This is a genomic window from Actinomadura formosensis (genome assembly GCF_050948385.1).
Taxonomy (GTDB): domain Bacteria; phylum Actinomycetota; class Actinomycetes; order Streptosporangiales; family Streptosporangiaceae; genus Spirillospora; species Spirillospora formosensis.
On the sequence record NZ_CP192011.1, the window covers coordinates 6,979,032 to 7,001,957 of the forward strand.

Sequence of the window (22,926 nt, forward strand, 5' to 3'; positions counted from 1 at the left end):
CCTCCTAGGAGTGGGGTGGAGGCGGGGGGACGGAGTCGGGAGTGATCACGACGCTCACGGGGGCGGTCTCAGGGGAGGCCGGGCGGTTCCCGGCGAGCGTCTCGATGGCCTCGGCCGCGTCCGCGAGCGCGAAGGAGTGGGTGACGAGGCGGTGCAGCGGCCGGTCGCCCGCCGCGATCAGCGCGACGGCCCGGCGGAACGAGGTGTGCCCGACCGCCCGGACGCCCTGGACGCGCAGCCCCTTGAGGACCACGTCGTCGCTGACCCAGCCGGGCACGGGCCTGCCGCCCTTGAGCCCGGCGAGGACCACCGTCCCGCCGGGCCGGGCGATCCGCATCGCGTCCAGCACGGTCGTGGTGTCGTGGGACGCGACGTCGATCACCACGTCGGCCGGGACGCCGCCGGTCAGCGCGAGGACCTTCTCCGGGACGCCGCCCCCGTCGGCCTCCACCGCGCCCGTCGCGCCCAGCTCCAGCGCGAGGTCGAGCTTGTGCCGGTCGGCCGCCAGCCCGGTGACGATCACCGGGCCGGCGCCGGCCGCCCGCGCCGCCAGCACGCAGGTCAGCCCGCGCTGCCCGGCGCCGAGCACGACCACGCAGTCGCCCGCGCGGGTGCCGGGCACCTCCACGGCCCACTCGACGCCCGCGGCGAGCGCGTTGAACGTCGCGGCGATCCTCGGGTCCACGGTGTCCGGCACCCGGTGGACGACGCTGTTCGGGTGCAGGTACATGTGGTCGGCGAACCCGCCCCACAGCGCGGGCGGAATCCTGGCGGGGATGAACCCGTAGCTCATCGGATGGTGGTCCCATCCGGCGCACAGCGCGTACCGGCCCGTGCGGCAGTCGCGGCACGCGCCGCACGGCAGCGCCGGCTCCACCACGACCCGGTCGCCCTCGGCGAGCCCCCAGCGCCGCGCCGCCCCCGCCCCGATCGCCGCGATCCGCCCGACCGGCTCATGCCCGGGGACGAACGGCGAGGCGGGGCCGATGGAGTCCAGCAGCGCGCCGCTGTACTCCTCCACGTCCGTTCCGCAGATCCCGCATGCCTCGACGCTCAGCAGCGCGTCGTCGGGGCCGACGTCCGGAAGCGGCAGCTCCACCAGGTCGAGATCGCGCGGAGCGCGCTGGAGCACGGCACGGGCCGTCCCCGCCCCGCTCATTTGGTGATGGTCCGGACGCCGCCGAACACGCGGCGGACGCGGGGCGCGAAATGCTCCAGCGGCGGCGTGTCGAACCCGGGGTCGAAGGCGACCTGGTCCCACTCGTCGGCGAACCGGATCGCGTCGGCGTACCAGGGCTCGTCCTTGAACGTCTCCCGCTCGGCCGGATCCCACCCGAAGTGGTGGCCGTAGTGCGCGGCCTCGAACGTCTGGTGGGCGTGGATGATCCGGTAGACGTCCTCGCACACGTACGGCCGCAGGATCTCCGCCGCCACCGCCGCGTGGTTCGCCGTCGAGATCACCTTGCCCATGTCGTGGCACAGCGCCGCGACCACCATCTCGTCGTCCGCGCCCGCCGCCTCCGCGTGCGCCGCGGTCTGCAGCGAATGCTGGAGCTGGTCGACGGCGAACCCGTCGCGGAACGCCGACAGCGAGGCCAGCATCGGCAGCACCCGGTCGGGTGCGTCCTCCTGCGTCTTGAGGGTCTCGCCGCGGATGTACAGCCACTCCTCGCGGGTGCCCCGGTCCATTCGGGTGAACATGTGCCTCCTTACCGGTAGCGCGGCCGGAAGTCCGGATCCGCGGGGTCGAGCCCGTTCTCGTGCTCGGCGAACCAGCGCGTCCGCACCGCCCGGGTCAGCCGGGCGTCCACGAGCACCGGGCCGGACGGGTCGGCGATCAGTCCCTTGAGGTCGTCCAGCTCACCGGGCGTCCGGACGGTCACGGCCGTCGCGCCGAACGCGCGGGCCACCGCCGCGAAGTCGGGACGCGGGATGACCGACAGGCCGACGTCCATGCCCCGGTGCAGCATGTTGTGGTACTCGTAGCCGAACGCCCCGTCGTTCATGACGACGACCACGAGGCGCAGGCCCCGCCGCACCGCCGTGTCCAGTTCGGCGAGGTTCATCATCAGCGCGCCGTCCCCGGTGACGGCCAGGGTCACCCGCTCGGGCCGGGCGGTCGCCGCGCCGATCGCCGACGCGAGCCCCAGCCCGATCGACCCGAAGTTGACGGGGAACACCAGCCCGGACGGGTCGGGCACCGACAGGCCCCGGCACGGCTCGGACAGCGCGGCGTGCCCGCCCTCGACCACCAGCGTCCGCTCCCGCGGGACGATCCGCTCCAGCGCCGCCACCACCGTGTGCGGGTCGAGGCCGGTCTCGTCGCTGCCGTCCGGGTACTCGGTGTCGTAGCCGTTCTCGGTCAGGCGCCGCGCGGTCTCGGCGGTCCGCCGGCCGGTCTTCGGCTCGGCCACCTCGGTGAGCATCGCGGCGAGCGCCCCCGCGTCGCCGAGAACGCGCAGGTCGGCGAGTGTCCACGCGTCGAACGCCGCGGGCCGGACATCGTTGTGCACGATCACCGGGTTCCCGGCGAGCATCCGGCCGCCGTCCACGGTGAAGGAGTTGAGCCCGGCGCCCATCGCCAGCAGCAGGTCGGACTCCCTGATCAGCTCCCGCCCGATCGCGGTGGCGAAGCCCCCGCACACGCCGACGTCGAACGGCTCACCGGTGAAGAGGCCCTTGGCCTTCAGCGTCGTGGCCAGCAGCGCGCCCGTCCGCTCGGCGAGCGCGACCAGTTCGTCCCGCGCGTGGGCGGCACCGCGCCCCGCGACGATCACGGGCCGCTCCGCCCGCCCGAGCGCCTCCGCGACCCGCGCGACCTCCTCGGCCCGCGGCACCGGCACGGGCGTCCGATCCTCGCGGAACGTTCCAGGCCCGGCGCCGGCCGCCAGCGCCAGCAGCGGTGTCGGGACGTTCAGCACGATCGGCCGCCGCTCGGTGAACGCCCGCCGGATCGCGAGCACCACGTCCGCCACGGCCGACTCCGCCGAGTGCACCCACTGGACGCCCGCGCCGGTCGGCCGGACGACGTCCTCCTGGTCGATGGCCTGCGGATTGCGCCGGTCGCCCGGCGGCGTGTCGGCGGCGACGAGCAGCATCGGCGTCCCGGCCCGCGCCGCCTCGGTCAGCGCGGTCACCGCGTTGGTCAGGGCCGGCCCGTGCGTGACGGTCGCGACCCCGAGCCGCCCTCCGGCCCGCGCGTACCCGTCCGCCATGAGCACGGCGCCGTCCTCCCGGGCCGCCGCCACATAGTCCGCGCCGTGCTCGCGGACCAGCACGTCCAGGATCGGCAGGTTCCCATCCCCGAGCACCCCGAACAGGCACGACACCCCATGCTCGGCGAGCACTCCCGCCACCGCCTCGGCGACCCGCATCCGCGCCTCCCAGCTCATCCGGCACTGATAGGGACTATCTTATAAAAGAAAGCCACCAGTCAAGGGGTTGCTCTCACGCATCACCGCAGGACCGGCCCGGGACGACCGCCGAAGGCGATGCCGCACCCGGCCCGAAGTGCGCCGCGGGCGCCCGGGACAGAACGGCCGCCGACACGCGAACGGCCCGGCCGTCACGGACGGAGCCGCACAAGGTCACCGGTCACGGCGAGGGCGCGTTCCATCGGCGAGCGGATGCCGAGGCCGGTACGGACGGGCGCAACTCAGAGCCGCAGGAACGCGGAAGACCGGGAGAAGCAGGAGCACGAGAGGCGCGAGAGGACGCGAAGACACGGGAAGCCGGGAGCGACACGGACACACAAAGATGCGAGATGGCGCGGAAAACGCGGGAGAGCACGAGAGAGCGCGGGAGGGCGCGGGAGGGCGCGGGAAGCGTGGGAACCCGGGAGGACGCGGGGAACGCAGGAAAGCGCGGAAACCCGGGAGGACGCGGGAAGCGCGGGAACGCGGAAGGGCGCGGAACGCGGAAGGGCGCGGAACGCGGAAGGGCGCGGAACGCGGAAGGGCGCGGAACGCGGAAGGGCGCGGGAAGCGCGAGGGGTGGGGGAGAGGAGGTGCGGGCCGGTGGCCTGGTAGGGGAGCCGAGGGGCGGAGGCCCTCGCCGTTGAAGGCGTCCGTCCCAGAGAGGGGGTGTCCGGCCGGAGCCGGGGCTCGTTCAGGGTCAGATGAGGCCCTGGGCGAGCATCGCGTCGGCGACGCGCTCGAAGCCCGCGATGTTGGCGCCGACGACGTAGTCGCCGGGGGCGCCGTAGCGTTCGGCGGTCCCGTAGCAGGTCTCGTGGATGTCCGTCATGATCGTGGCCAGTTCCTCCTCCACGCGGGAGAACGACCAGGCGGCGCGGCTCGCGTTCTGCCGCATCTCCAGCGCGCTGACGGCGACACCGCCCGCGTTGGCCGCCTTGCCGGGGCCGAACGCGACGCCCGCGTCCTGGAAGATGTGCACGGCTTCGGGCGTGGTCGGCATGTTCGCGCCCTCGGACACGGCCTTGACGCCGTTGCGGACGAGAATCCGCGCGGCCTCCGCGTCCAGCTCGTTCTGCGTCGCGGACGGCAGCGCGATGTCGCCCGGGACGTCCCAGACGCGGCCGCCGGGCACGTACCGGGCGGACGCACCGCGCAGCTCGGCGTAGTCGGAGACGCGGCCCCGGTCGACCTCCTTGACGTGCTTGAGCAGGTCGAGGTCGATGCCCTTCTCGTCCACAACGTAGCCGCCGGAGTCGGACACGGTGATCACGTTGGCGCCGAGCTGCTGGGCCTTCTCCACCGTGTAGATCGCGACGTTCCCGGAGCCGGACACGACGATCTGCTGGCCGTCCAGGTCCTCGCCGCGGTGGCGCAGCATCTCGGCCGTGAACATGACGTTGCCGTAGCCGGTCGCCTCCGTCCGGCAGGCGGACCCGCCCCACAGCTGGCCCTTGCCGGTCAGCATCCCCGCCTCCCAGCGGTTCGTGACCCGGCGGTACTGGCCGAACAGGTAGCCGATCTCGCGGGCGCCGACGCCGATGTCCCCGGCCGGGACGTCGGTGTGCTCGCCGACGTGGCGGTACAGCTCGGTCATGAACGACTGGCAGAACCGCATGACCTCCTCGTCGGAGCGGCCGTGCGGGTCGAAGTCGCTGCCGCCCTTGCCGCCGCCGATGCCGAGCCCCGTCAGCGCGTTCTTGAAGATCTGCTCGAAGCCGAGGAACTTGACGATGCCGAGGTTCACGGTCGGATGAAAGCGGAGCCCGCCCTTGTACGGCCCGAGCGCGCCGCTGAACTCGACGCGGAAGCCGCGGTTGACGTGGATCTCGCCGTTGTCGTCCTGCCAGGGCACCCGGAACATGATCTGCCGTTCCGGCTCGATCATCCTTTCGACGAGCTTGGCGGCGGCCAGCCTGGGGCGGGCGGCCAGCACCGGGCCGAGGGATTCGAGTACCTCGTGCACGGCCTGGTGGAACTCCGGTTCACCGGGGTCACGGCGCAGAACCCTGTCGTAGGACTCTTCGAGGAGGGCCAGCGTCTCGGGTGGCGCCGGCAGACGGGGGGCCAATGGCATGGTGCGGTCCCTTCCTTGGGTCTCCTCCACTCTAAAACCTGCGTCTCCCCGCATGAGACGAACTCACCGCAGGTCGGAGCACATGCGTTGCCAATAACAACCCCTGCAACTCCCAAAGCGGAGAGCCGGGCCGCGCCCTCCCCCGGTGGGGACGCGACCCGGCTGGATGAGCGGGCTCAGACGCCCGGGCAGCGCTTCCACTCGAAGTGGTAGGTGGTCTTGACGCTGCCGTCGGTGGAGTCGAAGGCCATGAAGCTGGTCTCCGCCGGGTCGGAGGTGCCCTTGAGCACCCGCAGCTCGGTGTTGATATTGAAGTTGCGGTCGACGCCGCACGGCTTGAAGACGAGTTCGGAAACGGGCGTCCGGTCGGAGAACTGCCAGTTGTCCGAGTACACGCCCTGGACCGTGTGACTGACCGGCGTCGTCTGCGCCATGCCCTGGTGGTAGTAGCTCGCCCTCTCCATGCCGGACGCGCCGTCCGCCAGGTGCGCGAAGCCCCGGTAGTCGGCGCCCGCGATCGCGTAGGTGAACCCCTGCGGGACATGGACCTGCATGCTGATCTGGCAGTTCTTCCGGAACTCGGTCGGGCCGGAGGCCCCGCCGGCCTGGGCCAGGTAGTCGCTGTAGGTGACGGTGAACGCGGTGTTGTCGCTCGCCGTCGCCACCGCCGCCGTCCCGGCCCGGCAGCCCGACCCGTTCACGGTGAGGACGTCGATGGTGATCCGGTCGGCCGGCGGGGGGTCGGCGGGGGCGGCGGACGCGGCGGGGGCCGCTGACAGCGGCAGCGCCAGTGCGGCCACGGCCGCCGATACGGTCAGTGCTCTGCGCATCGGTGATTCTCCTTTACTCGAGGCGTCCTTCCACGGATCAGGGACATGCCTTCCAGGCGAAGTGGTAGACGGTCTTGATGCTGCCGTCGGTGGAGTCCATGGCGATGAAGCTCGTCTTCGCCGGGTCCGAGGTGCCCTTGAGCGCCCGCAACTCGGTGTTGATGTTGAAGTTGCGCTCCTCACCGCACGGCTTGTAGACGAGCTGCGCCACGTCGTTGGTGTCGGTGAACTGCCAGTTGTCGGCGTAGGGGCCGCTCAGGGTGTGCGAGATGGCGGAGGTCTGCGGCATGCCCTGGAAGTAGTAGCTCGCCTTCTCCACGGCGCTCGCGCCCTGCTCCAGCGACGCGAACCCGCGGTAGTCGGCGGCGGCGATCGCGTAGGTGAACCCCTGGGGGACGTGCACCTTGAGGTCGAGCTGGCAGTTCTTGCGGAAATCGGTCGCCGTCGAGGCACCGCCCGCCTGCGCCATGTAGTCGCTGTAGGTGACGGTGAACGCCTCCTTGTCGGGGGACACCGCGACGGCGGCCGTCCCGGCCGGGCACCCGGACCCGTTGACGGTGGCGACCTCGATCGTCACCCCGTTCGGGCCGGGCACCTGGAAGGTGTCGGCGGATGCCGGCGCGGCGGTCATGGCGCTCACGGCAATTGCCGCGGCAGCGGAAACTACGATCCCTTTACGCATGCAATTCCTCCTTGCTGGGGTTGCGTAAAGGGAGCGTAAACTTCCCATATCAGAGGCGTCAATCGGCACTTTTCAACATCAAATAAACAGCGTTTCCACCCCCACGACGACCCGGAACAGCCGCCTTGGAACGTCCATGAAACTTTCCGTTGAAAGGGAGCGTTCCATAAAGTCATGAACGAATTTAAATGCCCGCGTACAGAACACATGGAAACCGGCCCGGGCCGGTCGGGGCGCGGGCCGGGGACGTCCGGGCGGTCAGCCGGTGCCGCGGAGCCGGGCGGCGAGGACGGCGGCCTGGCTGTGGTCGATGTCCCTGGTCGCGGTGAGGAGGGTGATGGTGCCGTCGCCGGCGAGTTCCCGCAGCCGGTCGAGGGCCGCCGCGCGGCCGGGCTCCCGCAGCTCGGCGTCGTAGCGGTCGGTGAACTCCTCGAACTTGGCCACGTCGTGGCCGTACCACTTGCGCAGCTCGGTCGAGGGGGCGACGTCCTTCTCCCACTCGTCCAGGCGCGCCTCGTCCTTGGACAGCCCGCGCGGCCACACCCGGTCGACCAGCACCCGCTTGCCGTCCTCGGACGAGGCGGGCTCGTACACCCTGCGCAGCCTTACCTCCATGCTTCCTCCCAGCACGACCTATACCCCGCCCGCCGACCCGATGCCCGGATTTCGCCGGTACCGGGCCGTGCGCCCGGGCCGGTCCGGACCGCTACGTCACTCCGCGGGGTGGCCGGAGGACGGGAGCTGCCAGCGTCCGGTGACGCGGAGGTCCTCGGCGGTGCGGCGGGCGAACTCGGCGGCGAGGGCGTAGCCGAGGACGTCGTCGTCGGGGCGGTGCCGCTCCAGGTATTCGAGCGCCTCGGCGAGTTCCCCCGCGGTCAGCCACCGCACCGGTTTCCCGGCCCAGTGCGGGAGCCACCGGTCCGCGGGCACGGCGGCGGGTACCGCGTTCACCGGTTCGAACAGGGGTTCGGCGCGCATGGGCGGAGCCGGCGGGTGGGCGACGCGGCCGCGGCGGCGCAGACCGCCGATCAGGGCGGCGCGGAGCGTCTCGATGGTCATGACCTTCCCCTACGCGTTCGTGAATGCATCGGGGCGACCTTTTCGCAGGCGGAACCGAAAGTCGACTTCCTCCGGGTCAAATTTTGCCAGGAGGTAGACGTGGAGCAGCCATTTCCGTTTCGCCGGAAACGTCTTATCCGCTTCGCGATCTCCGCTCCTTTGGGAGGCATTACTGTGCCGTTTGGACGAGCCGAAGGCTTCCTTTGCGAAGACTTTCTGTTCGGCCGTGGAACGTCTGGTGCGGGAAGATCTCTTCGCCGGCGGGGGGACGTCCGGCGGCGCGTCCGGCGCGGCGCGTCCGGGCCGCGTCCGGGGACCCGCGACACGCCGGGCAGGCGAGCGGCGACTGTCAGCGGGGTGACAAGCGCGGGCCGTCGAAACCTTCCGCGCCCGCCTAGCGCCGGGCCGCGCCGCGACCGAGTCCGGTGGCCATGAGCCGCAACAGGTCGTCCGCCGCCCGGACCTCCCGCTGTCCGGGGTCCCGGCGGCCCCGGCCGCGAGCGGATGCTCACCGCGCTCAAGGGGACGCGGGCGGCGATCGGCCCGGCCGTCCCGCCGGCGCGGGACGCGCTGTCGCTGCGCTGGGCGCGGCGGGGCCTCGCGCTGGTCGAGCGCGGCGTGCTGCCGGACAAGGAGCCGCTGCGCTGCCTCGACCATCTGCCGGCCCTGGTGGCGGCGCAGAGCGAGGAACTGCTGGACGTGACGCTCGGCAGCCGGCTCGCGCCGCTGCTGAAACTGCCGCCGCACCGGCGGGACGCGCTGTCGCGGACGCTGCTGACGTACCTGGAGTGCCGCGACAACGCGGTGGCGGCGGCGGAGCGGCTGCTGGTGCACGAGCAGACCGTCCGGTATCGCATCCGCTGGCTGGACGCGGCCCTCGGCGGCGCGCTGAGGGACCCGGACCGGCGCATCGAACTGCTGCTGCTCCTGCACCATCTCGTCCGGCTGGATCCGGGCGACCGGCGCCTCTCGCCCGCGAACCCGTCGCGCGGCCGCGTGCCCTGCCCCTCCGGAAACAGACGGAGGGGCCACTTCCCCCCGAAGTGACCCCTCTCCCCCCGTTCCGCCGTGCCGGCCCCGGTGCGCTCACAGGACCGGCCGCTCCCCCCGAAGCGGCTCGCACCGGCCGTTCAGCGGATGTCTCGAACGTAGCGAGACCACCCCGGCCGGATCGAGGATTCAACCCTGCGCATCGACGAACGGGCGACTCTGTGCGACGAACGGAACACGCTGTGCATCCGACGCGTCATCGCCGTCCGGAAAAGCGTGTATTTTCTGCACGGTCGTGCGAGAACGGACACGGGAGGCGCGGGACCATGGCGGGACATGCGCGGCCGATCACGCTGGTGGGGACGCCGGTCCTGCATCAGCCGTGCCGGCCGGTCGAGGACTTCGACGCCGCGTTGCGGGAACTGGCCGACGACATGTTCGCCAGCATGTACGAGGCGGACGGTGTCGGCCTGGCCGCGAACCAGATCGGTGTGGACCTGTGCGTCTTCGTCTACGACTGCCCAGACGCGGACGGCGAGCGGCATAAGGGTGTCCTAGTGAATCCCGTCCTGGAACTGCCGGCGTTGGAGAACCGGCGGCTGGACGACAGCGACGAAGGATGCCTCTCTCTGCCGGGACCTTACGCTCGTCTGGCGCGGCCTGACCATGCGACCGTGCACGGCTTCGACGTCATCGGCAACGCGGTCACGGTAGAGGGCACGGGGTTGCTCGCCCGCTGCCTCCAGCACGAGACAGACCACCTTGAGGGCAAGGTCTACATCGACAGGCTCTCCGCCAGGACGCGCAAGAAGGTGCTCAAGGAGTACGAGGCCCTGCGCGCGGAGAGCCCGGCGGGCTGACCGTTCACGGGGTCAGAAGGCGTTCGTATTCATAGAGGACGCTGGCGAACTCGCCCGTCGGCATCTCGCAGGCGTGGCCGGGCAGCCACATGTGCTCCAGGCGGACGGTCCGGACGTCGAGTCTCAGGTGACACGCGTTCCCCGTGTGCTCCCAGCCGGGACGCGCCGCCCGGACGACCTCCAGATGGTGACGATGGCTCTGCACGTCGTGCAGCAGGAACGCCGTCAGGACGTGGCGCGGCCCGTCCACGGCCCGGGGGAAGTCGCTCGCGGTGGACGCGGCGGCGACCAGATCAACACCGGAATCGGCCAGTTCAGGGAAGAACACCCGAACGTGCCGGACGACACCGCCGATCTCGATCGGATCGCAGGGCAGCCGTAAGACGGCGGCAGGGTCGACGTAGCCGTGCACTGGGACACCGGCGACGAAACCCGCCCACGCCCCTGGGATGGTGTTGATGAAACGAGCATGTGTCAGGGTGTTGCCCAGTTCCGCCATCAGGCGCTCTGGGTCGATGCCACGTGGCATGAACGTTTTCGTGCCGCCGCGTAGGCGCGTTCCTGCCTCGTCCAGGACGGCGAGGTCGGCCCAGCAGGCGCCTGAGCCCGTCCCCAGGACGCCATGCGGGAGGCAGCCGTCAGGGTGCGGGATGAGCCCGGCCATGTCTTCCAGGACGGCGCGCGGGGTCTGGAACAGCCTCCAGCCCTGCGTCCGGTGAGAGACGGAGCCAAGGGCAAGGGAGGTCGCCACCGGTTCGCCCTCGCGCGCCTCGCCGAAGACGCGGTCGCGGCGGTCCCGCAGGGCCCCGACCTGCTGGAGGTACTCCTCCAGGCACTGCCGCAGGACGGCCGGGTCGAGATCGCAGGACGCCCAGCCGTCCACGTCCCGGACGTGGACGATCGTCCCGTCGAAGTCGAGGCGGTGGTAGCGGTAGTTCTCCTGCCAGGGCCCGGACGGGACGCCGTCCAGCCATCCCTGGGCGCGCGCGATCGCGGACACGTCCTCACCCAGGTCGTTGATGAGGAAGTCGCGCAACGGAGCGTGCAGGGGGTCGGTCTCCACCGCCACCCGCACGCCATCGCTGCGGAACCGTACCGGAAGCGACATCACCACCCGCGTGATTATGCCTACAAGCAAAGATCACTACTGGTATGGCGAAATGTTCTTTCCGCTCATGCGGGCTCGTCGGCCATGTACGGCGGCGCGGGCTCGTGCTGGATGTACCGGCGGACCGCACGTGCGTCGTCGCGGCCGTGGACGCGTCCGAGCTGGATGCGCGCCGGCCATGACATCGACAACGGGTACCCACAGAACACGCCGCCTTCCGAAGCCGGGGGTTGCCACGGAGAAATCCCGATGAAGCCTCCCGGCGATGTGTCTCCACTCGCCGCCGTCCGGGTTCGCGGCCGGCCGGGACTAATGGGTTGACATCGCCCGGAGGGCTATGGCTAACTCTTACGCATGGAGTTCTGATTCTTCTCCGGTTGAGCCGCCCCCGGCACCGCCGCGGGCCCGCTCCCGTTCCTTCACCGGCGCCCCTTCATCGCATACAGGCCATGTGACCTGCGTTGTTGCCGCGCGCCCGTCTTTTCTTTCTCCTCGGCCTTCCCGGCCGGATTCACACACGCCCGGAGGTGTTCTCTTCATGCGCGCCATTGACAACCCCGAATCCGCGCCCTTCACCAAGTCCAAGAAGAAGGGCAAACGGAATAACTCCGACTTCAGGTCGGCGAATTTCGCGAACCACCGCCGCAACGCCCGGCGACTGCCCACCCGGCAGCTCAACCGGGGCCGCTGACCGGCCGCCCCCGGCCCCGGCCCGCCGCTTGGCGGCCGGGGCCGGGACATGCGGCGGCACGACTACTCTTGGCAATGAATCACTACCGAGGGTGTCGACCGGGGGCCGGCTGTGACGATGGAGAGGCGGGACCGCGTCCGCCGCCGGCTGCGGCGCCTGCTGCTCTCGGTGCGCGGACGCGCGACGGTCACCACCACGGCGGTGGCGGCGCTGATCCTCACCCTCGTGTTCGTCCTGCTGATGCTGCTCGCGCGGGACTGGGCGCAGAACCGGGTCGCGCGCAAGACCGAGCGGACCACCGAGCGCATCGCGTTCTCGATCACCTCGGGCAAGAACCGCGGGGACCTCACCACCCGGCCGGACGAGGCCCCCATGGTGCAGGTCGTGAGCCCGGACGGCCGGGTCCAGGCGGCCAACGCGGCGATCGCGGGGCGTCCGGCCCTCGCACGGGCGGACTTCGCCGCCGGCGTCCTGCTCGTCGACGCGAAGACCTGCCCGTCCTTCCTGGACCAATGCGTATGGGTCGCCGGGCTGCGCCTGCGCACATCACCGTGGGGCCCGAACGTGATGGTGATGACGGCCACCCCCCTACCCGACCTCCTGAACGTGTGGGTGCTGCCGCTGGGCATCGCCCTCCTCCTGTCCGCCTTCCTCGCCCTGATCGCCTGGTGGACGTGGCACACGATCGGGCGGGCCCTGGTCCCCGTCGACCAGCTCCGCGCCGAACTCGCCGACGTCGGCGCCCGCGGCCTGGACCAGCGGGTCGCCGTCCCCCGCACGGCCGGTGAGATCCAGACCCTCGCCGAGACGGTCAACGCCACGCTCACCCGCCTGGAGGAGGCGTCCAACCGGGAACGCCGGTTCGTCTCGGACGCCTCGCACGACCTGCGGAACCCCATCGCCGGGCTGCAGATGCGGCTGGAGGTCGTGCTGGACGAACCGGACGACTACCCGTGGAAACCGGTGGTCCGAAACGCCCTGGCCGACGCGCAACGCCTGAACGACATCGTCTCCGACCTGCTGGAACTGTCCCGGCTCGACGCCCGCGCCCCGCAACCCGTCGAACCGGTCGACCTCGCCGGGCTGGTCCGCCGCGAGCTGAGCCGGTACGCGGGCCGCGTCCCGGTCGACACCCGGCTGGAGCCGGGCGTGGTCGTCACCGCGGACAAGGTGCGGCTGAGCCGCGTCCTCGGCAACCTCCTCCACAACGCCGAACGGCACGCCGAGTCGCGCATCCGGGTGACCGTCGCCCGCGACGGCGGCGACGCCGTCCTGGAGGTCCTGGACGACGGGTCCGGCATCCCCGACGAGTTCCGCGAACGCGTCTTCGAACGCTTCTCCCGCCTCCCCGAATCCCGCGTCCGCGACCCCCACGGCACCGGCCTGGGCCTCCCCATAGCCCGCGAGATAGCCGAGATCTACGGCGGCACCCTCCGGCTGGCCGACAGTCCCCGCGGCGCCCGCTTCGTCCTCCGCCTCCCCCTCACCTGACGAACCGCCCGCCACCGGGCCGCACGGGGACGTGCCCGGACTCGCCGAACGCGTCCGTCAGGAGAGGTCCAGGCGGGCGAGTTCGGTGCGGGCCGTGACGCCCAGTTTCGGATACGCCTTGTACAGGTGGTAGCCGACGGTCCGGGGGCTGAGGAAGAGCTGCGCGCCGATCTCGCGGTTGCTGAGGCCCGTCGCCGCCAGCCGGACGACCTGGAGCTCCTGCGGGGTGAGGCGGGCGGCGAGATCGGCGGGCGGGGCGGCGCCGGGGCGGCTTTCGCCGGCGGCGCGCAGTTCGCCGCGGGCGCGTTCGGCCCACGGGGTCGCCTCCAGCCGCTCGAACGCCTCCAGGGCCGCGCGCAGCCGGGCACGGGCCCCGTTCCGGCGGTGCGACCTGCGGAGGAACTCGCCGTAGAGCAGCTCGGTGCGGGCCCGTTCGAACGGTGGCCCGCCCTCGCGGTGCAGGTCCAGGGCGCGTTCGTACGACGATTCGGACGGGTCGAGAAGCGCGGCACAGCGCAGCGCGACGGCCTCCGCCCAGGGTTGCCGCACCTGCGACGCCCACGCGCCGAACCAGTCGGCGGCGTCCCGCGCGCGCTCTGGGACGCCCGACCGGACGGCCGCTTCGACCAGGTCGGGCAGCGCGGACATGACGCCCACCCTGCTCGGCCCGGCGACGACCTCCGCCAGGCGTTCGAGGGCGGCCTCGTGCCGTCCGAGCCCCAGGTCGAGCAGGCTCCGGGCCGCCGCGGCGTGCACGTTGCCCGGCGGGACGTTACGTGCCAGCGCCTCCTCCGTCAGCGCGAAGCAGCGCTCTTCGTCACCCTGGATCGCGGCGAGCTGCGCCAGCACGGTGTCCAGATGGACGCGGATGCGGTGCTGCCCGGTGTCGGCGGCGATCCGCAGGCCCTCCGTCGCGGCGGTGAGCGCGTCGCGATGGCGTCCGAGGAGGAGGTCGGTCCGGGAGCGGAGCATCAGCACGGGCGCGAGCAGCCCGATCGCGCCCTGCTCCCGCAACCGCCGCTCCAGTTCGGCGGCGACCTCCGCCGCGCCCGGAACGTCCCCGAGCACGAGGTGCCACGTTCCGGCGCGCACCCGGTCGCGCGGCCCGTAGCAGGCGCCCATCCCGTCCATCAGCTCGCGCAGCGCCGTGACGCCCGCCGCCAGATCACCGTCGTCCGCGAGCGCGTTCTGCCCGGCGAACACGCGGTTCAGCGCGCGCAGATGGTGCGCGTTCGGCACGCCGAGCCGGGCGCCTTCGGCGGCGATGCCGGCCACGGCGCCGAAGTCCCCGGCGTTGGCGGCGGCGGACGCGGCCTGGAAGTACAGGTAGCCGGACGTGCGCGGATCGAGCTCGGCGACCGACGCGGCCGTCTCGGCGAACAGCCGGTAGGCGTCGCGCGTCCGGTCCTGCTCGTCGGCGAGGGAGGCCCGGATCAGCGTCAGCCCGGCCCGCGCCACCGGGTCGGGCAGGTCGGCCTCCGCGCGGGCCGCCAGCTCGATCGCCCGCTCGGGCAGCCCGGCGTCGGCGGACGCCCGCGCCGCGGCGGCCAGCCGCCGGCCCCGGTCCGCCCGGTCCGGGCTGAGGCCGGCGGCCGTCTCGTACATCGCGGCGACGGAGGCATGCCCGCCCGTCTCCCGCTCGGCCTCGGCGGTCTTCTCCAGGACGGCCGCGACCCGCTCGTCCGGCCCCGGCACCGAGCGGGCCAGATGCCAGGCGTGATGGCAGGCGTCGCCGCGCTCCAGGTAGGCGCCGGCGAGCGCGTCGTGCACCGCCAGCCGGGCGCTGAGCGGCGCGTCCCCGACGGCGGCGGTGCGGATCAGCGGATGCCGCACCTCAAGCCGCCCGTCGCCCGTGCTGCGCAGCAGGCCCAGGCGTTCGGCGGGCGCGAGGTCGTCGACGGACGCGCCGAGCCGGGCCGCCGCCGCCATGATCACCCCGGTGCCGCCGAGATCGTCCGCCGCGACCAGCAGGACCAGCCGCCGGGCCGGCTCCGGCAGCTCGGCGATCTTCGCGGCGAACGACCGCCGGATGCGCTCGTACGCCGACGAGGTTCCCTGGCCGTCCTGTCCCGGCAGTTCGAGAAGCGCGAGCGGGTTGCCCATCGCGGCCGCCAGGACCTCCTGCCTGGCGTGCTCGGGCAGGCCGGGGGCGTGCTGGGCGAGGAGCGCGGCCGCCGTGTCGCGGTCGAGCCCGCGAAGGCGCAGCTCGGGAAGGCCGGGCGCGGCGAACTCGGGGGCGTCCCCGTCGCGGGCCGCGAAGATGATCGCGATGGGCTCGGCGTTCAGCCGGCGCGCGGCGAACAGCAGCGCCTCGGCGGACGGCCCGTCCACCCAGTGGGCGTCGTCCACGACGCACAGCAGCGGGCGCTCGTCCGCGAGGTCGGACAGCAGGGTCAGCACGGCGAGCCCCACCAGGAACCGGTCGCCGTCTCCCGGGGTTCCGCACCTGTTGAGGGCCGCGTACAACGCCTGCGCCTGCGGCGGCGGCAGGCTCTCGGCCCGGTCCAGATGCCGGCCGAGCAGCAGGTGGAGGCCCGCGTACGGCATGCCGCTCTCGTATTCGACGCCCGTCCCGCGCAGCACCCGCATGTCACCGGCCGCCGCCGCGGCATGGTCGAGCAGGGCCGACTTGCCGATCCCCGCCTCGCCGCGCACGACGAGGACGCCGCTGCGCCCGGCGCGGGCCCGGCCGAGAAGCCGGTCGAGTTCGGCCAGCTCCCCATCCCGCCCGTACAGCATGGCGTTCACCCTACTCGGGCCTCCCGGACGCCCCGGAGGGTTGAAGCCCGTCCCCCGGGTATCGCCTCGGTTCGAGCATTCATGAGGGGGATGACCATGCCCGAGACGGCAGAGAACGTTATCGACCTGCTGCTTTCGCAGCACGATGAGATCCGCCGGCTGGCGTCGAACGTCGAGGAGAACAGCGGTCAGGTCCGCAAGGACGCCTTCGACCGGCTGCGTGAGCTCCTCGCCGTGCACGAGACCGCCGAGGAGGAGATCGTCCACCCGTTCGCCCGCCGCGCCATGGGCGACCGCTCCCATGTGGTGGACGACCGGCTGGAGGAGGAGAACAAGGCCAAGAGCGTCCTGTCGGATCTGGAGAAGATGGACCTCGACTCCGCGGATTTCCAGGAAACGTTCTCCGACTTCCACAAGGACCTGGAAGCGCACGCCACCAATGAGGAGAAGAAGGAGTTCCCCGACATCCGGAAGAACGCCACGCCCGAGCAGCTGCGCGGCATGGCCAAGGCGTTCCGGGCCGCGGAGGCGGTCGCCCCGACCCACCCGCATCCGGGGGTGGAGTCGCCGACCAAGAACGTCGTGCTCGGCCCGATGGCCGCCATCGCCGACCGTGTCCGCGACGCCATCGGCAAGGCGCGCGGCTGAAACGGCCCGCGGCTGAAACGACCCGCGGCTGAAACGACCCGCGGCTGAAACGACCACGGTGGGGCGGCCCCGCGCGGGGCCGCCCCACCCGTGAGGACGACGGCTCCAGCCCCCCGACCGGGGTTCCCGAGCGGCTCACTGGGTGTCGTCCCCCAGGTCGGAGCCGACCGTGACGCCGACGACGTCCTCCAGTTCGCTGAGGCGCGCGGTGAGGTCGTGGACCGAGCCCGCGCCCTCCAGCACCAGCGACACCACCGCGTTGCCGGGGCGCCGTCTTTCGGGCGGTTCGCGCCGGTCGCGCCGCTCGTCCCGGCCGCGGTCGGAGTCGTCCGGCAGGTAGTCGCGGTCGACGTGGACCTCCAGGATCACGAACCCGCGCTGCGTGCACTCCATCAGGACATGCCGCAGCGCCCCCCGCCCGTCCCGGTAGACGAGCCGCAACCGTGCCAGCTCCGGCGGGCCGAAGCGGTGCAGCGGCAACTGGTGCGACAGCGAACTGAGCCCGTACACGATGAAGAAGTGGACGGCGGTGACCGCGACCGCCAGGATCGGCAGCCCGGCGCCCGCCGCCATGCCGACCGCCGCGGTGACCCACACGACCGCGGCGGTCGTCAGCCCGCGCACCGCGTCCCGCCGGACGAAGATCACCCCGCCGCCGATGAACCCGATGCCGGACACGATCTGCGACGCCACCCGGGACGGATCGAGCGAGGTGGTCCCCGGAACGTCCTGGAACCCGTACTTGCCGACCATCATGAACAGGGCGGCGCCGACACCGACGAGGGTGTGCGTGCGCAGGCCCGCGCTCTTGTTGCGCAGCCCCCGCTCCAGGCCGATGAGGGCCGACAGCACCATCGCCAGGAGCAGTTCGCCGATCTGGACGAGCCCCTGACCTGTCGGCAGGTCGATCACCTTTTGTGTCTACCCGCCCGCTCCGCCCCACAAGCCGCGCACGCGAAGACCGCCCGGGGGCACCCATGGGCCGGTGCCACCGCGGGCGGCGGAGGGCCGCTGTGCCAGACTCCTACCGGCAGGGTTGTGAGGCGAGGAGCATGGAGTCATGGAGCTGATCCACCGGGGGAAGGTCAGGGACGTCTACGCGGACGGGGACGAGCTGATCCTCGTGGCGTCCGACCGGGTGAGCGTCTACGACGTCGTCCTGCCGACGCCGGTCCCCGACAAGGGCAAGATCCTGACGCAGCTGTCCCTGTGGTGGTTCGAGCAGCTCGCCGGCATCATCCCGAACCACGTCGTGTCGGCGACGGACGTCCCGGACGAGTGGGCCGGGCGCGCCATCCGCTGCCGCCGTCTCACCATGCTCCCCGTCGAGTGGATCGCCCGCGGCTACCTCACCGGCCTCGGCCTCAAGGAGTACGAGAAGAACGGCACCGTGTCCGGGATCACGCTGCCGGGCGGGCTGGTCGACGCGTCCAGGCTCCCGGAGCCGATCTTCACCCCGACCACCAAGGCCACCGAGGGCCACGACGAGTTCATCACCTACGCCGACGTCGTGAACGAGATCGGCGCGGACACCGCGGCCCGGCTCAAGGACGTCACCCTGGAGATCTACGAGCGCGGCGCCGCCCTGGCCGCCGAGCGCGGCATCATCATCGCCGACACCAAGCTGGAGTTCGGCCGCGCCGCCGACGGCACCCTCGTCCTGGGCGACGAGGTCCTGACGCCCGACTCGTCCCGCTTCTGGCCCGCCGACGCGTGGGAGCCGGGCCGCCCCCAGCACTCTTTGGACAAGCAGTTCGTCCGCGACTGGAGCAGCACCCTCGACTGGGACCGCACCCCGCCCGGCCCCGCCGTCCCCCAGGACGTCGTGGACGCCACCCGCGCCCGCTACATCGAGGTCTACGAACGCCTCACCGGCCGCACCTGGACGTCCTGACCACGGCCGGGACGCATGTCCCGGCCCAGTTCAGAAGGCCCGGTTCAGAAGATCGAGGAGTCTCCTGCCGGGACGATCTCGTGGCCGAGCGGGGCCAGGGAGATCGGGATCAGCTTGAAGTTGGCGATGCCGAACGGGATACCGATGATCGTGAGGCAGAGCAGGACGCCGGTGACCAGGTGGCCGAGGGCCAGCCACCAGCCGGCGACGATGATCCAGATGATGTTCCCGATGAGCGAGCCCACGCCCGCGTTCCGTTTGGGGACGGCCATCCGGCCGAACGGCCACAGCGCGAACCCCGCGATGCGGAACGCGGCGATGCCGAACGGGATCGTGATGATGAGGACGCAGCAGATGATTCCGGCGACCACGTAGCTCAGCGCCATCCAGAACCCCGCCAGCACCAGCCAGATGACGTTCAACAACGTCCGCATGTGCAGCCTCCTGACGGCATCGTCACCACCATCGAGCATAGGCCTCCGGGCGCCCGGGCAACGCGCTGGTCCGGCCGTCTTCCGGGCCATGACGATCTCATAACGGGCTCGGACCCCGGTGGACCGGCGGGCGATACTCCTACCGAAACTGATCATGAGCGGAGGGGCGGGCCCATGTGCCGTTTCGTGATGCCGGCGGCGCGCGGCGGGTGGCGGCGCCCGGACGGCCCGCCCGCCGGCCCGTCCGACCACGCGCTGGCGCGCACCGTGCTCCGGTTCGCGATCGTGCTGCGCTGCGGGGGCGTCGCCGCGGCCATGGTGGCGGCGGGCATCGGCGACGGGGCGGGAGTGTCCCGGGGCTGGCAGGCCGGGGTGCTGGCCGGCCTGGGGTGCTGGGCCGCGCTCTTCACGGCGGTGGCGATCCGGCGTGGCCTGAGCCTTCCGCTGGTGGCCGCCGACGTCCTCGTCGTGGCGCTGGCGCTGCTGGCGCAGCCGCGCTACATCTCGGAGGCCGCCGTGGCCGACGAGACCACGTGGGCGATCATGCTGGCCGGCACCTCGATCTACGTCGCGCAGCTCGCGCTGCGCCCGCCGGTGAGCCTGCCGCTCGCGGCCGTCGTCATCGCGGCGTACCAGATCGGTGTGCCCGCGGTGACGTCCCAGCCCAGGGTCATGATCGTGCAGACGCTGGCCGTCGTCGCCATCATGGAGCTGCTCCGCCGCGGCGGGCGGAAGGCGGACGCCGTGGTGGCCGGGCGGGATCTGGAGCGGCGCCAGGTGGTCGTCGAGGCGGCCCGGCGCGCCGACGAGCGGGAACAGCGGGCGCAGCTGCACGATTCGGTGCTGGCCACGCTCACCATGGTCGCCTCGGGAGCCGTGGGATCGGGCTCGGCGACCCTTCGTCCGGCGGCGCTGCGCAGTCTCGCGATCATGGAGGGCCGCGCGGGCTGCGGGCCGCCGCCCGCGCGGCCGGTCGACCTGGCCGAGGCGCTGACGGCGCCGGGCGATCGGCCTCCGGGCCTGGTCGTGGAGTACGCCGTCGCGCCGATCAGCACGCCGGAGCCGGTGGCCCTCGCGATCCGCGGGGCCGTCGGCGAGGCGCTCCGCAATGTCGAACGGCATTCGGGAACCACGCGGGCGCGGGTGAGCGCGAAGCAGAGCGCGGGCGTGCTGACGGTCGAGATCGCCGATGCCGGCCGGGGGTTCTCCCCGGCCCGTGTCCCGGACACGCGGTACGGCATCAGGGTCTCGATCGTCGACCGGATGGCGGCGGTCGGCGGGATCGCCGAGGTGAAGTCGGCCCGCGGGCGCGGCACCCGGGTCAGGCTGCGCTGGCCCCATGGCTGAGGCGGCATCGGCGACGCCGTTCGCGGCGCGTTTCCGCCGGGCGTTCGACCAGGCGACGATCATCGTCGTGACCGCCTGGCAGGTCGGCGCGGCGGGCACGGCCCTGCTGGCCTATCACGACGTGTACTCGTCTCCCGCCCTGGCCGTCGGCGCCTGGCTGCTGCAGCTGGCGGTCATCGCCATGGGAGCCGTATGGCTGTTGCGGCGGCGGGCGAACACCGTCATGACCTGGTCACTCCTCGCCGTCAACCTGTCGGCCCTGGTCGTGGTGCTGGTCATCTGCCCGCCCCAGGAGATGCTCCGCATCAACTGGACCTGGTCCACGACCGGCCTGATCGGCGTGCTGCTCCTGCTTCACCGGCCGGTGGGCGAGCTGGTGTTCTTCCTGGCGGTCGGCGCGGGCGCCGTCCTCGCCGCGCTCGTGGTCACCGGCGACGCGGACCGGCACGACCTCGCGGGCTTCGTGACCCTGTGCTACGCCTCCGCGAGCATCCAGTTCGCCATGATGGCGGGGGCGCGCGTCTTCCGGTTCACGGCCGGCGTCGCGGCGGACGCCGCCGCCGAGCAGGCGGAGATGGCGACCCGCCAGGCCGTCATCGCCGAGGTCGCCGCCGCCCGGCGGGCCCGCTACCGGGAGGCCAGGCGGCTCATCGTGCCGATCCTGCGCGGTCTGGCGGACGGCACCCTCGACCCCGCGGACCCGTCGACGCGGCAGCGGTGCGCCGTCGCCGAAGCCATGCTCCGCCGGCTCATGACCCGGCAGGAGGACCTGCCCCATCCGCTGCTGCGCGGCCTGGAGGACGGCGTCGCCGCCGCCACGCGGCGCGGCGCCGTGGTGAGCGTGGCCCTCGTCGGGGAGCTGTCGCCGATGCCGGCCGGGATCGGCCCCGCGCTCACCGAGCTTCCGCTCGCGGTGCTCGCGAGGACCCGCGCCTACGCCCGCATCACCGTGGTGGAGACCGAGCCGGGTCACGTCAGTGTCTCGATCCTGGCGGACGGTACCGCGCCCGCCCCGCCGGCGGGTTCCGCCGGCCACGTGTCCGCGGAACGCGGTGTCACCGTCACCATGGACCACGATGGTGACCTCCTCTGGCTGGAGACCCGATGGCAACGCCCGTGACCACCGCCGTGATCGACGATCAGGACGTCGTCCTGTCCGGTGTCGACACCTGGATCGCCGCCGACCCCGGACAGCGGGTCCGGATCATCCACCGCGCCACCAGCCTGGACGGCCTGGAGGAGGGGCCGGCCGCCGCCGCCGACGTCCTGGTCGTCGACCTGCGCATCGCCGGTGAGCTCGTCTTCGACCGGATCGCCGAGCTGACCGCCGCGGGCCACCGCATCGTGGTCTTCTCCCAGCACGCCGAGCCCGACTTCATCCACCGGGCCGAGATGGCGGGCGCGCGGGCGTACGTCACGAAGGAGACCCGCGAGGGCCGGCTGCATCTGATCGAGGCGATCCTGGCCGTGGCCGCCGGCGACACGTACACGACTCCTTCGCAAGCAGGGGCCATGCTCGCGGCCACCGGCACCGGCCGGCCCAGTTTCTCCGGCCAGGAGCTGCGGACCATGCGGCTGTGGCTCGCCGGGCTGACCCGCGCGGGCGTGGCCCGGCAGATGGGCATCAGCGAGCACACCGTCAAGCAGTACCTGGACCGTGCCAGGGAGAAGTACGCCAAGGCCGGCCGTGAGGCCCGTACACGGCTTGACCTTTACCGGGAGGCCCGGCGCGACGGCATCGTGGACGGTCCCTGACGCGGACGGCCCCCTTCCCGTCCGCCATGACCCCCGAACATCCGTCATGACAACGTCGCGGCTCCTCCCCCAAGCTGTTGGCGAGGCGAGCGGACCGGCCGGAACCCCCTGCCGGTCCGTTTCACGCTGACGAGAAGGAGCAGAGGATGAAAGGCGCCACGCAGGTCAGGGCCGCGACGATCGCGGTCGCTGTGGGAGCCCTGACGACCGGGCTCATGTCCGCCCCCGCGCACGCCGCCGCGGCCAAGGGCGAGACCTTCACCCGGTCCTACACGCTGGTCAAGGAGTTCAATTCCAAGCCCCTGAAGCGTTGTGCCAGGCTCACCGTCTGGGGTTCGGTCACCTTCACCCGCACCCAGGGGCCGGGGTTCTACCTGATCTACAAGAACATCAAGGTGAACAACCCCACGGCGCGGGTCAGCGCGCTGGCGAAGTGCGGCAGCAAGAAGTCCTCCACGCTGACGAAGGGGACGATCACGCAACGCTGGTACGAGAGCAGTTGCAAGGCGAACGTCAAGGTCGCTGTCGGATTCCCCTGGGCGGTTTCCGTCGAGCCCACGGTCGAGTGCGGAAATCGACGGGTCGGCAAGAGGAAGACCACCTACACGGGTACGGCCAAGACGTACACCCAGTACAACAGCGGCCGGCCGCTGTCCTTCACGGGCACGCTGTACGCCGGCCCCTCGGTGAAGCAGCCTCCGGCGCCGCTCTGCCTCTCCGCCAAGCCGACGATCACGATCTACGCGAAGAGCAAGTCCGACTCGTTCACCACGACGATGAAGGCCTGCGTGAAGCCGTAGCGGCTTGACCCGCGGCCACCCCCCGTTCCGGAACGGGGGGTGGCCGCGGCGCCTCGGCGGACCCCGCCGGGGAGCAGGGTCAGGGAGGGGGAACCACTCGCGGCCGCG

Annotated in this window: 22 protein-coding genes; 10 read left to right on the forward strand and 12 right to left on the reverse strand. The window is 72.1% G+C overall.

The window, feature by feature from the left end:
• Window positions 1-4: 4 nt before the first annotated feature.
• The 8 genes from ACQP1N_RS32750 to ACQP1N_RS32785 all read right to left on the reverse strand — a co-directional run bounded on the left by ACQP1N_RS32750 (window position 5) and on the right by ACQP1N_RS32785 (window position 8,061).
• Window positions 5-1,159 (reverse strand): zinc-dependent alcohol dehydrogenase, encoded by a 1,155-nt coding sequence (locus tag ACQP1N_RS32750; protein WP_433228133.1) that lies wholly within the window; start codon window positions 1,157-1,159, stop codon window positions 5-7.
• On the reverse strand, window positions 1,156-1,701 hold the full coding sequence (locus ACQP1N_RS32755; protein WP_433228134.1) for an HD domain-containing protein: 546 nt from the start codon (window positions 1,699-1,701) through the stop codon (window positions 1,156-1,158). Before ACQP1N_RS32755 ends, ACQP1N_RS32750 begins: the two co-directional genes overlap by 4 nt.
• Before the next feature lie 8 nt (window positions 1,702-1,709).
• On the reverse strand, window positions 1,710-3,392 hold the full coding sequence (locus tag ACQP1N_RS32760; RefSeq protein ID WP_433228135.1) for a thiamine pyrophosphate-binding protein: 1,683 nt from the start codon (window positions 3,390-3,392) through the stop codon (window positions 1,710-1,712).
• A gap of 721 nt (window positions 3,393-4,113) precedes the next feature.
• Complete coding sequence (gene gdhA, locus ACQP1N_RS32765) at window positions 4,114-5,490, reverse strand: NADP-specific glutamate dehydrogenase (RefSeq protein ID WP_084262819.1); 1,377 nt, start codon at window positions 5,488-5,490, stop codon at window positions 4,114-4,116.
• A gap of 176 nt (window positions 5,491-5,666) precedes the next feature.
• A complete protein-coding gene (locus ACQP1N_RS32770) occupies window positions 5,667-6,320 on the reverse strand; it encodes a DUF4360 domain-containing protein (RefSeq protein WP_067796979.1) in 654 nt (217 codons plus the stop codon).
• Between the two features lie 37 nt (window positions 6,321-6,357).
• A complete protein-coding gene (locus tag ACQP1N_RS32775; protein ID WP_242608880.1) occupies window positions 6,358-6,951 on the reverse strand; it encodes a DUF4360 domain-containing protein in 594 nt (197 codons plus the stop codon).
• 309 nt (window positions 6,952-7,260) lie between these two features.
• Window positions 7,261-7,617, reverse strand: coding sequence for a DUF488 domain-containing protein (locus tag ACQP1N_RS32780; protein ID WP_067796973.1), 357 nt, complete (start codon window positions 7,615-7,617; stop codon window positions 7,261-7,263).
• Window positions 7,618-7,713: 96 nt separating this feature from the next.
• Window positions 7,714-8,061, reverse strand: a complete 348-nt coding sequence (locus tag ACQP1N_RS32785) for a hypothetical protein (protein WP_433228138.1) — start codon at window positions 8,059-8,061, stop codon at window positions 7,714-7,716.
• A 504-nt stretch (window positions 8,062-8,565) separates the two neighbouring features.
• Here ACQP1N_RS32785 and ACQP1N_RS32790 point away from each other — a divergent pair.
• Together ACQP1N_RS32790 and def are read left to right on the forward strand one after the other, a co-directional pair.
• The gene (locus ACQP1N_RS32790; protein WP_433228139.1) at window positions 8,566-9,108 is read left to right on the forward strand and encodes a helix-turn-helix domain-containing protein; all 543 of its coding nucleotides are present in this window, start codon (window positions 8,566-8,568) and stop codon (window positions 9,106-9,108) included.
• Between the two features lie 269 nt (window positions 9,109-9,377).
• Window positions 9,378-9,911: a peptide deformylase gene (gene def, locus ACQP1N_RS32795; protein WP_433228141.1), complete on the forward strand. Its 534-nt coding sequence runs from the start codon at window positions 9,378-9,380 to the stop codon at window positions 9,909-9,911.
• Window positions 9,912-9,915: 4 nt separating this feature from the next.
• Here def and ACQP1N_RS32800 read toward each other — a convergent pair whose 3' ends face one another.
• Window positions 9,916-11,019 (reverse strand): hypothetical protein, encoded by a 1,104-nt coding sequence (locus ACQP1N_RS32800; RefSeq protein WP_157419176.1) that lies wholly within the window; start codon window positions 11,017-11,019, stop codon window positions 9,916-9,918.
• Window positions 11,020-11,557: 538 nt separating this feature from the next.
• Between ACQP1N_RS32800 and ACQP1N_RS32805 the strand changes: the two genes are divergently transcribed.
• On the forward strand, window positions 11,558-11,710 hold the full coding sequence (locus tag ACQP1N_RS32805; protein ID WP_433228142.1) for a hypothetical protein: 153 nt from the start codon (window positions 11,558-11,560) through the stop codon (window positions 11,708-11,710).
• Between the two features lie 117 nt (window positions 11,711-11,827).
• Window positions 11,828-13,201, forward strand: a complete 1,374-nt coding sequence (locus ACQP1N_RS32810; protein WP_433232906.1) for a sensor histidine kinase — start codon at window positions 11,828-11,830, stop codon at window positions 13,199-13,201.
• Between the two features lie 57 nt (window positions 13,202-13,258).
• Here ACQP1N_RS32810 and ACQP1N_RS32815 read toward each other — a convergent pair whose 3' ends face one another.
• Window positions 13,259-15,940, reverse strand: coding sequence for a helix-turn-helix transcriptional regulator (locus tag ACQP1N_RS32815; RefSeq protein ID WP_433228143.1), 2,682 nt, complete (start codon window positions 15,938-15,940; stop codon window positions 13,259-13,261).
• A 96-nt stretch (window positions 15,941-16,036) separates the two neighbouring features.
• Between ACQP1N_RS32815 and ACQP1N_RS32820 the strand changes: the two genes are divergently transcribed.
• Window positions 16,037-16,588 carry a hemerythrin domain-containing protein gene (locus tag ACQP1N_RS32820; RefSeq protein ID WP_433228145.1) on the forward strand — a complete coding sequence of 184 codons (552 nt, stop codon included), beginning with the start codon at window positions 16,037-16,039 and terminating at the stop codon, window positions 16,586-16,588.
• A 135-nt stretch (window positions 16,589-16,723) separates the two neighbouring features.
• Here ACQP1N_RS32820 and ACQP1N_RS32825 read toward each other — a convergent pair whose 3' ends face one another.
• Window positions 16,724-17,500, reverse strand: coding sequence for an MgtC/SapB family protein (locus ACQP1N_RS32825; RefSeq protein ID WP_433228146.1), 777 nt, complete (start codon window positions 17,498-17,500; stop codon window positions 16,724-16,726).
• A gap of 148 nt (window positions 17,501-17,648) precedes the next feature.
• Here ACQP1N_RS32825 and ACQP1N_RS32830 point away from each other — a divergent pair, with 148 nt between their 5' ends.
• On the forward strand, window positions 17,649-18,482 hold the full coding sequence (locus tag ACQP1N_RS32830; RefSeq protein ID WP_067796955.1) for a phosphoribosylaminoimidazolesuccinocarboxamide synthase: 834 nt from the start codon (window positions 17,649-17,651) through the stop codon (window positions 18,480-18,482).
• 44 nt (window positions 18,483-18,526) lie between these two features.
• On the opposite strand, the gene ACQP1N_RS32835 is transcribed toward ACQP1N_RS32830, so the two are convergent.
• Entirely contained in the window at window positions 18,527-18,916 is a 390-nt protein-coding gene (locus ACQP1N_RS32835) for a YccF domain-containing protein (protein ID WP_067796952.1), read from the reverse strand.
• A 174-nt stretch (window positions 18,917-19,090) separates the two neighbouring features.
• Between ACQP1N_RS32835 and ACQP1N_RS32840 the strand changes: the two genes are divergently transcribed.
• From ACQP1N_RS32840 to ACQP1N_RS32855, 4 genes are all read left to right on the forward strand, one after another.
• The gene (locus tag ACQP1N_RS32840; protein WP_433228148.1) at window positions 19,091-20,263 is read left to right on the forward strand and encodes a sensor histidine kinase; all 1,173 of its coding nucleotides are present in this window, start codon (window positions 19,091-19,093) and stop codon (window positions 20,261-20,263) included.
• On the forward strand, window positions 20,256-21,383 hold the full coding sequence (locus tag ACQP1N_RS32845; RefSeq protein WP_433228150.1) for a hypothetical protein: 1,128 nt from the start codon (window positions 20,256-20,258) through the stop codon (window positions 21,381-21,383). Before ACQP1N_RS32840 ends, ACQP1N_RS32845 begins: the two co-directional genes overlap by 8 nt.
• Window positions 21,368-22,018 (forward strand): response regulator, encoded by a 651-nt coding sequence (locus ACQP1N_RS32850; RefSeq protein WP_433228152.1) that lies wholly within the window; start codon window positions 21,368-21,370, stop codon window positions 22,016-22,018. The genes ACQP1N_RS32845 and ACQP1N_RS32850 overlap by 16 nt, the downstream gene beginning before the upstream one ends.
• A 146-nt stretch (window positions 22,019-22,164) precedes the next feature.
• The gene (locus tag ACQP1N_RS32855) at window positions 22,165-22,818 is read left to right on the forward strand and encodes a hypothetical protein (protein ID WP_433228154.1); all 654 of its coding nucleotides are present in this window, start codon (window positions 22,165-22,167) and stop codon (window positions 22,816-22,818) included.
• The last annotated feature ends 108 nt before the right edge of the window (window positions 22,819-22,926 follow it).

Coding starts and splice junctions, on each gene's coding strand:
- ACQP1N_RS32840 (WP_433228148.1), top strand. CDS start 19,091: ATGTGCCGTTTCGTGATGCCGGCGGCGCGCGGCGGGTGGCGGCGCCCG.
- ACQP1N_RS32785 (WP_433228138.1), bottom strand. CDS start 8,061: ATGACCATCGAGACGCTCCGCGCCGCCCTGATCGGCGGTCTGCGCCGC.
- ACQP1N_RS32810 (WP_433232906.1), top strand. CDS start 11,828: ATGGAGAGGCGGGACCGCGTCCGCCGCCGGCTGCGGCGCCTGCTGCTC.
- ACQP1N_RS32775 (WP_242608880.1), bottom strand. CDS start 6,951: ATGACCGCCGCGCCGGCATCCGCCGACACCTTCCAGGTGCCCGGCCCG.
- ACQP1N_RS32800 (WP_157419176.1), bottom strand. CDS start 11,019: ATGTCGCTTCCGGTACGGTTCCGCAGCGATGGCGTGCGGGTGGCGGTG.
- ACQP1N_RS32830 (WP_067796955.1), top strand. CDS start 17,649: ATGGAGCTGATCCACCGGGGGAAGGTCAGGGACGTCTACGCGGACGGG.
- ACQP1N_RS32835 (WP_067796952.1), bottom strand. CDS start 18,916: ATGCGGACGTTGTTGAACGTCATCTGGCTGGTGCTGGCGGGGTTCTGG.
- def (WP_433228141.1), top strand. CDS start 9,378: ATGGCGGGACATGCGCGGCCGATCACGCTGGTGGGGACGCCGGTCCTG.
- gdhA (WP_084262819.1), bottom strand. CDS start 5,490: ATGCCATTGGCCCCCCGTCTGCCGGCGCCACCCGAGACGCTGGCCCTC.
- ACQP1N_RS32770 (WP_067796979.1), bottom strand. CDS start 6,320: ATGCGCAGAGCACTGACCGTATCGGCGGCCGTGGCCGCACTGGCGCTG.
- ACQP1N_RS32805 (WP_433228142.1), top strand. CDS start 11,558: ATGCGCGCCATTGACAACCCCGAATCCGCGCCCTTCACCAAGTCCAAG.
- ACQP1N_RS32760 (WP_433228135.1), bottom strand. CDS start 3,392: ATGAGCTGGGAGGCGCGGATGCGGGTCGCCGAGGCGGTGGCGGGAGTG.
- ACQP1N_RS32780 (WP_067796973.1), bottom strand. CDS start 7,617: ATGGAGGTAAGGCTGCGCAGGGTGTACGAGCCCGCCTCGTCCGAGGAC.
- ACQP1N_RS32855 (WP_433228154.1), top strand. CDS start 22,165: ATGAAAGGCGCCACGCAGGTCAGGGCCGCGACGATCGCGGTCGCTGTG.
- ACQP1N_RS32815 (WP_433228143.1), bottom strand. CDS start 15,940: ATGCTGTACGGGCGGGATGGGGAGCTGGCCGAACTCGACCGGCTTCTC.
- ACQP1N_RS32750 (WP_433228133.1), bottom strand. CDS start 1,159: ATGAGCGGGGCGGGGACGGCCCGTGCCGTGCTCCAGCGCGCTCCGCGC.
- ACQP1N_RS32820 (WP_433228145.1), top strand. CDS start 16,037: ATGCCCGAGACGGCAGAGAACGTTATCGACCTGCTGCTTTCGCAGCAC.
- ACQP1N_RS32850 (WP_433228152.1), top strand. CDS start 21,368: ATGGCAACGCCCGTGACCACCGCCGTGATCGACGATCAGGACGTCGTC.
- ACQP1N_RS32845 (WP_433228150.1), top strand. CDS start 20,256: ATGGCTGAGGCGGCATCGGCGACGCCGTTCGCGGCGCGTTTCCGCCGG.
- ACQP1N_RS32755 (WP_433228134.1), bottom strand. CDS start 1,701: ATGTTCACCCGAATGGACCGGGGCACCCGCGAGGAGTGGCTGTACATC.
- ACQP1N_RS32790 (WP_433228139.1), top strand. CDS start 8,566: ATGCTCACCGCGCTCAAGGGGACGCGGGCGGCGATCGGCCCGGCCGTC.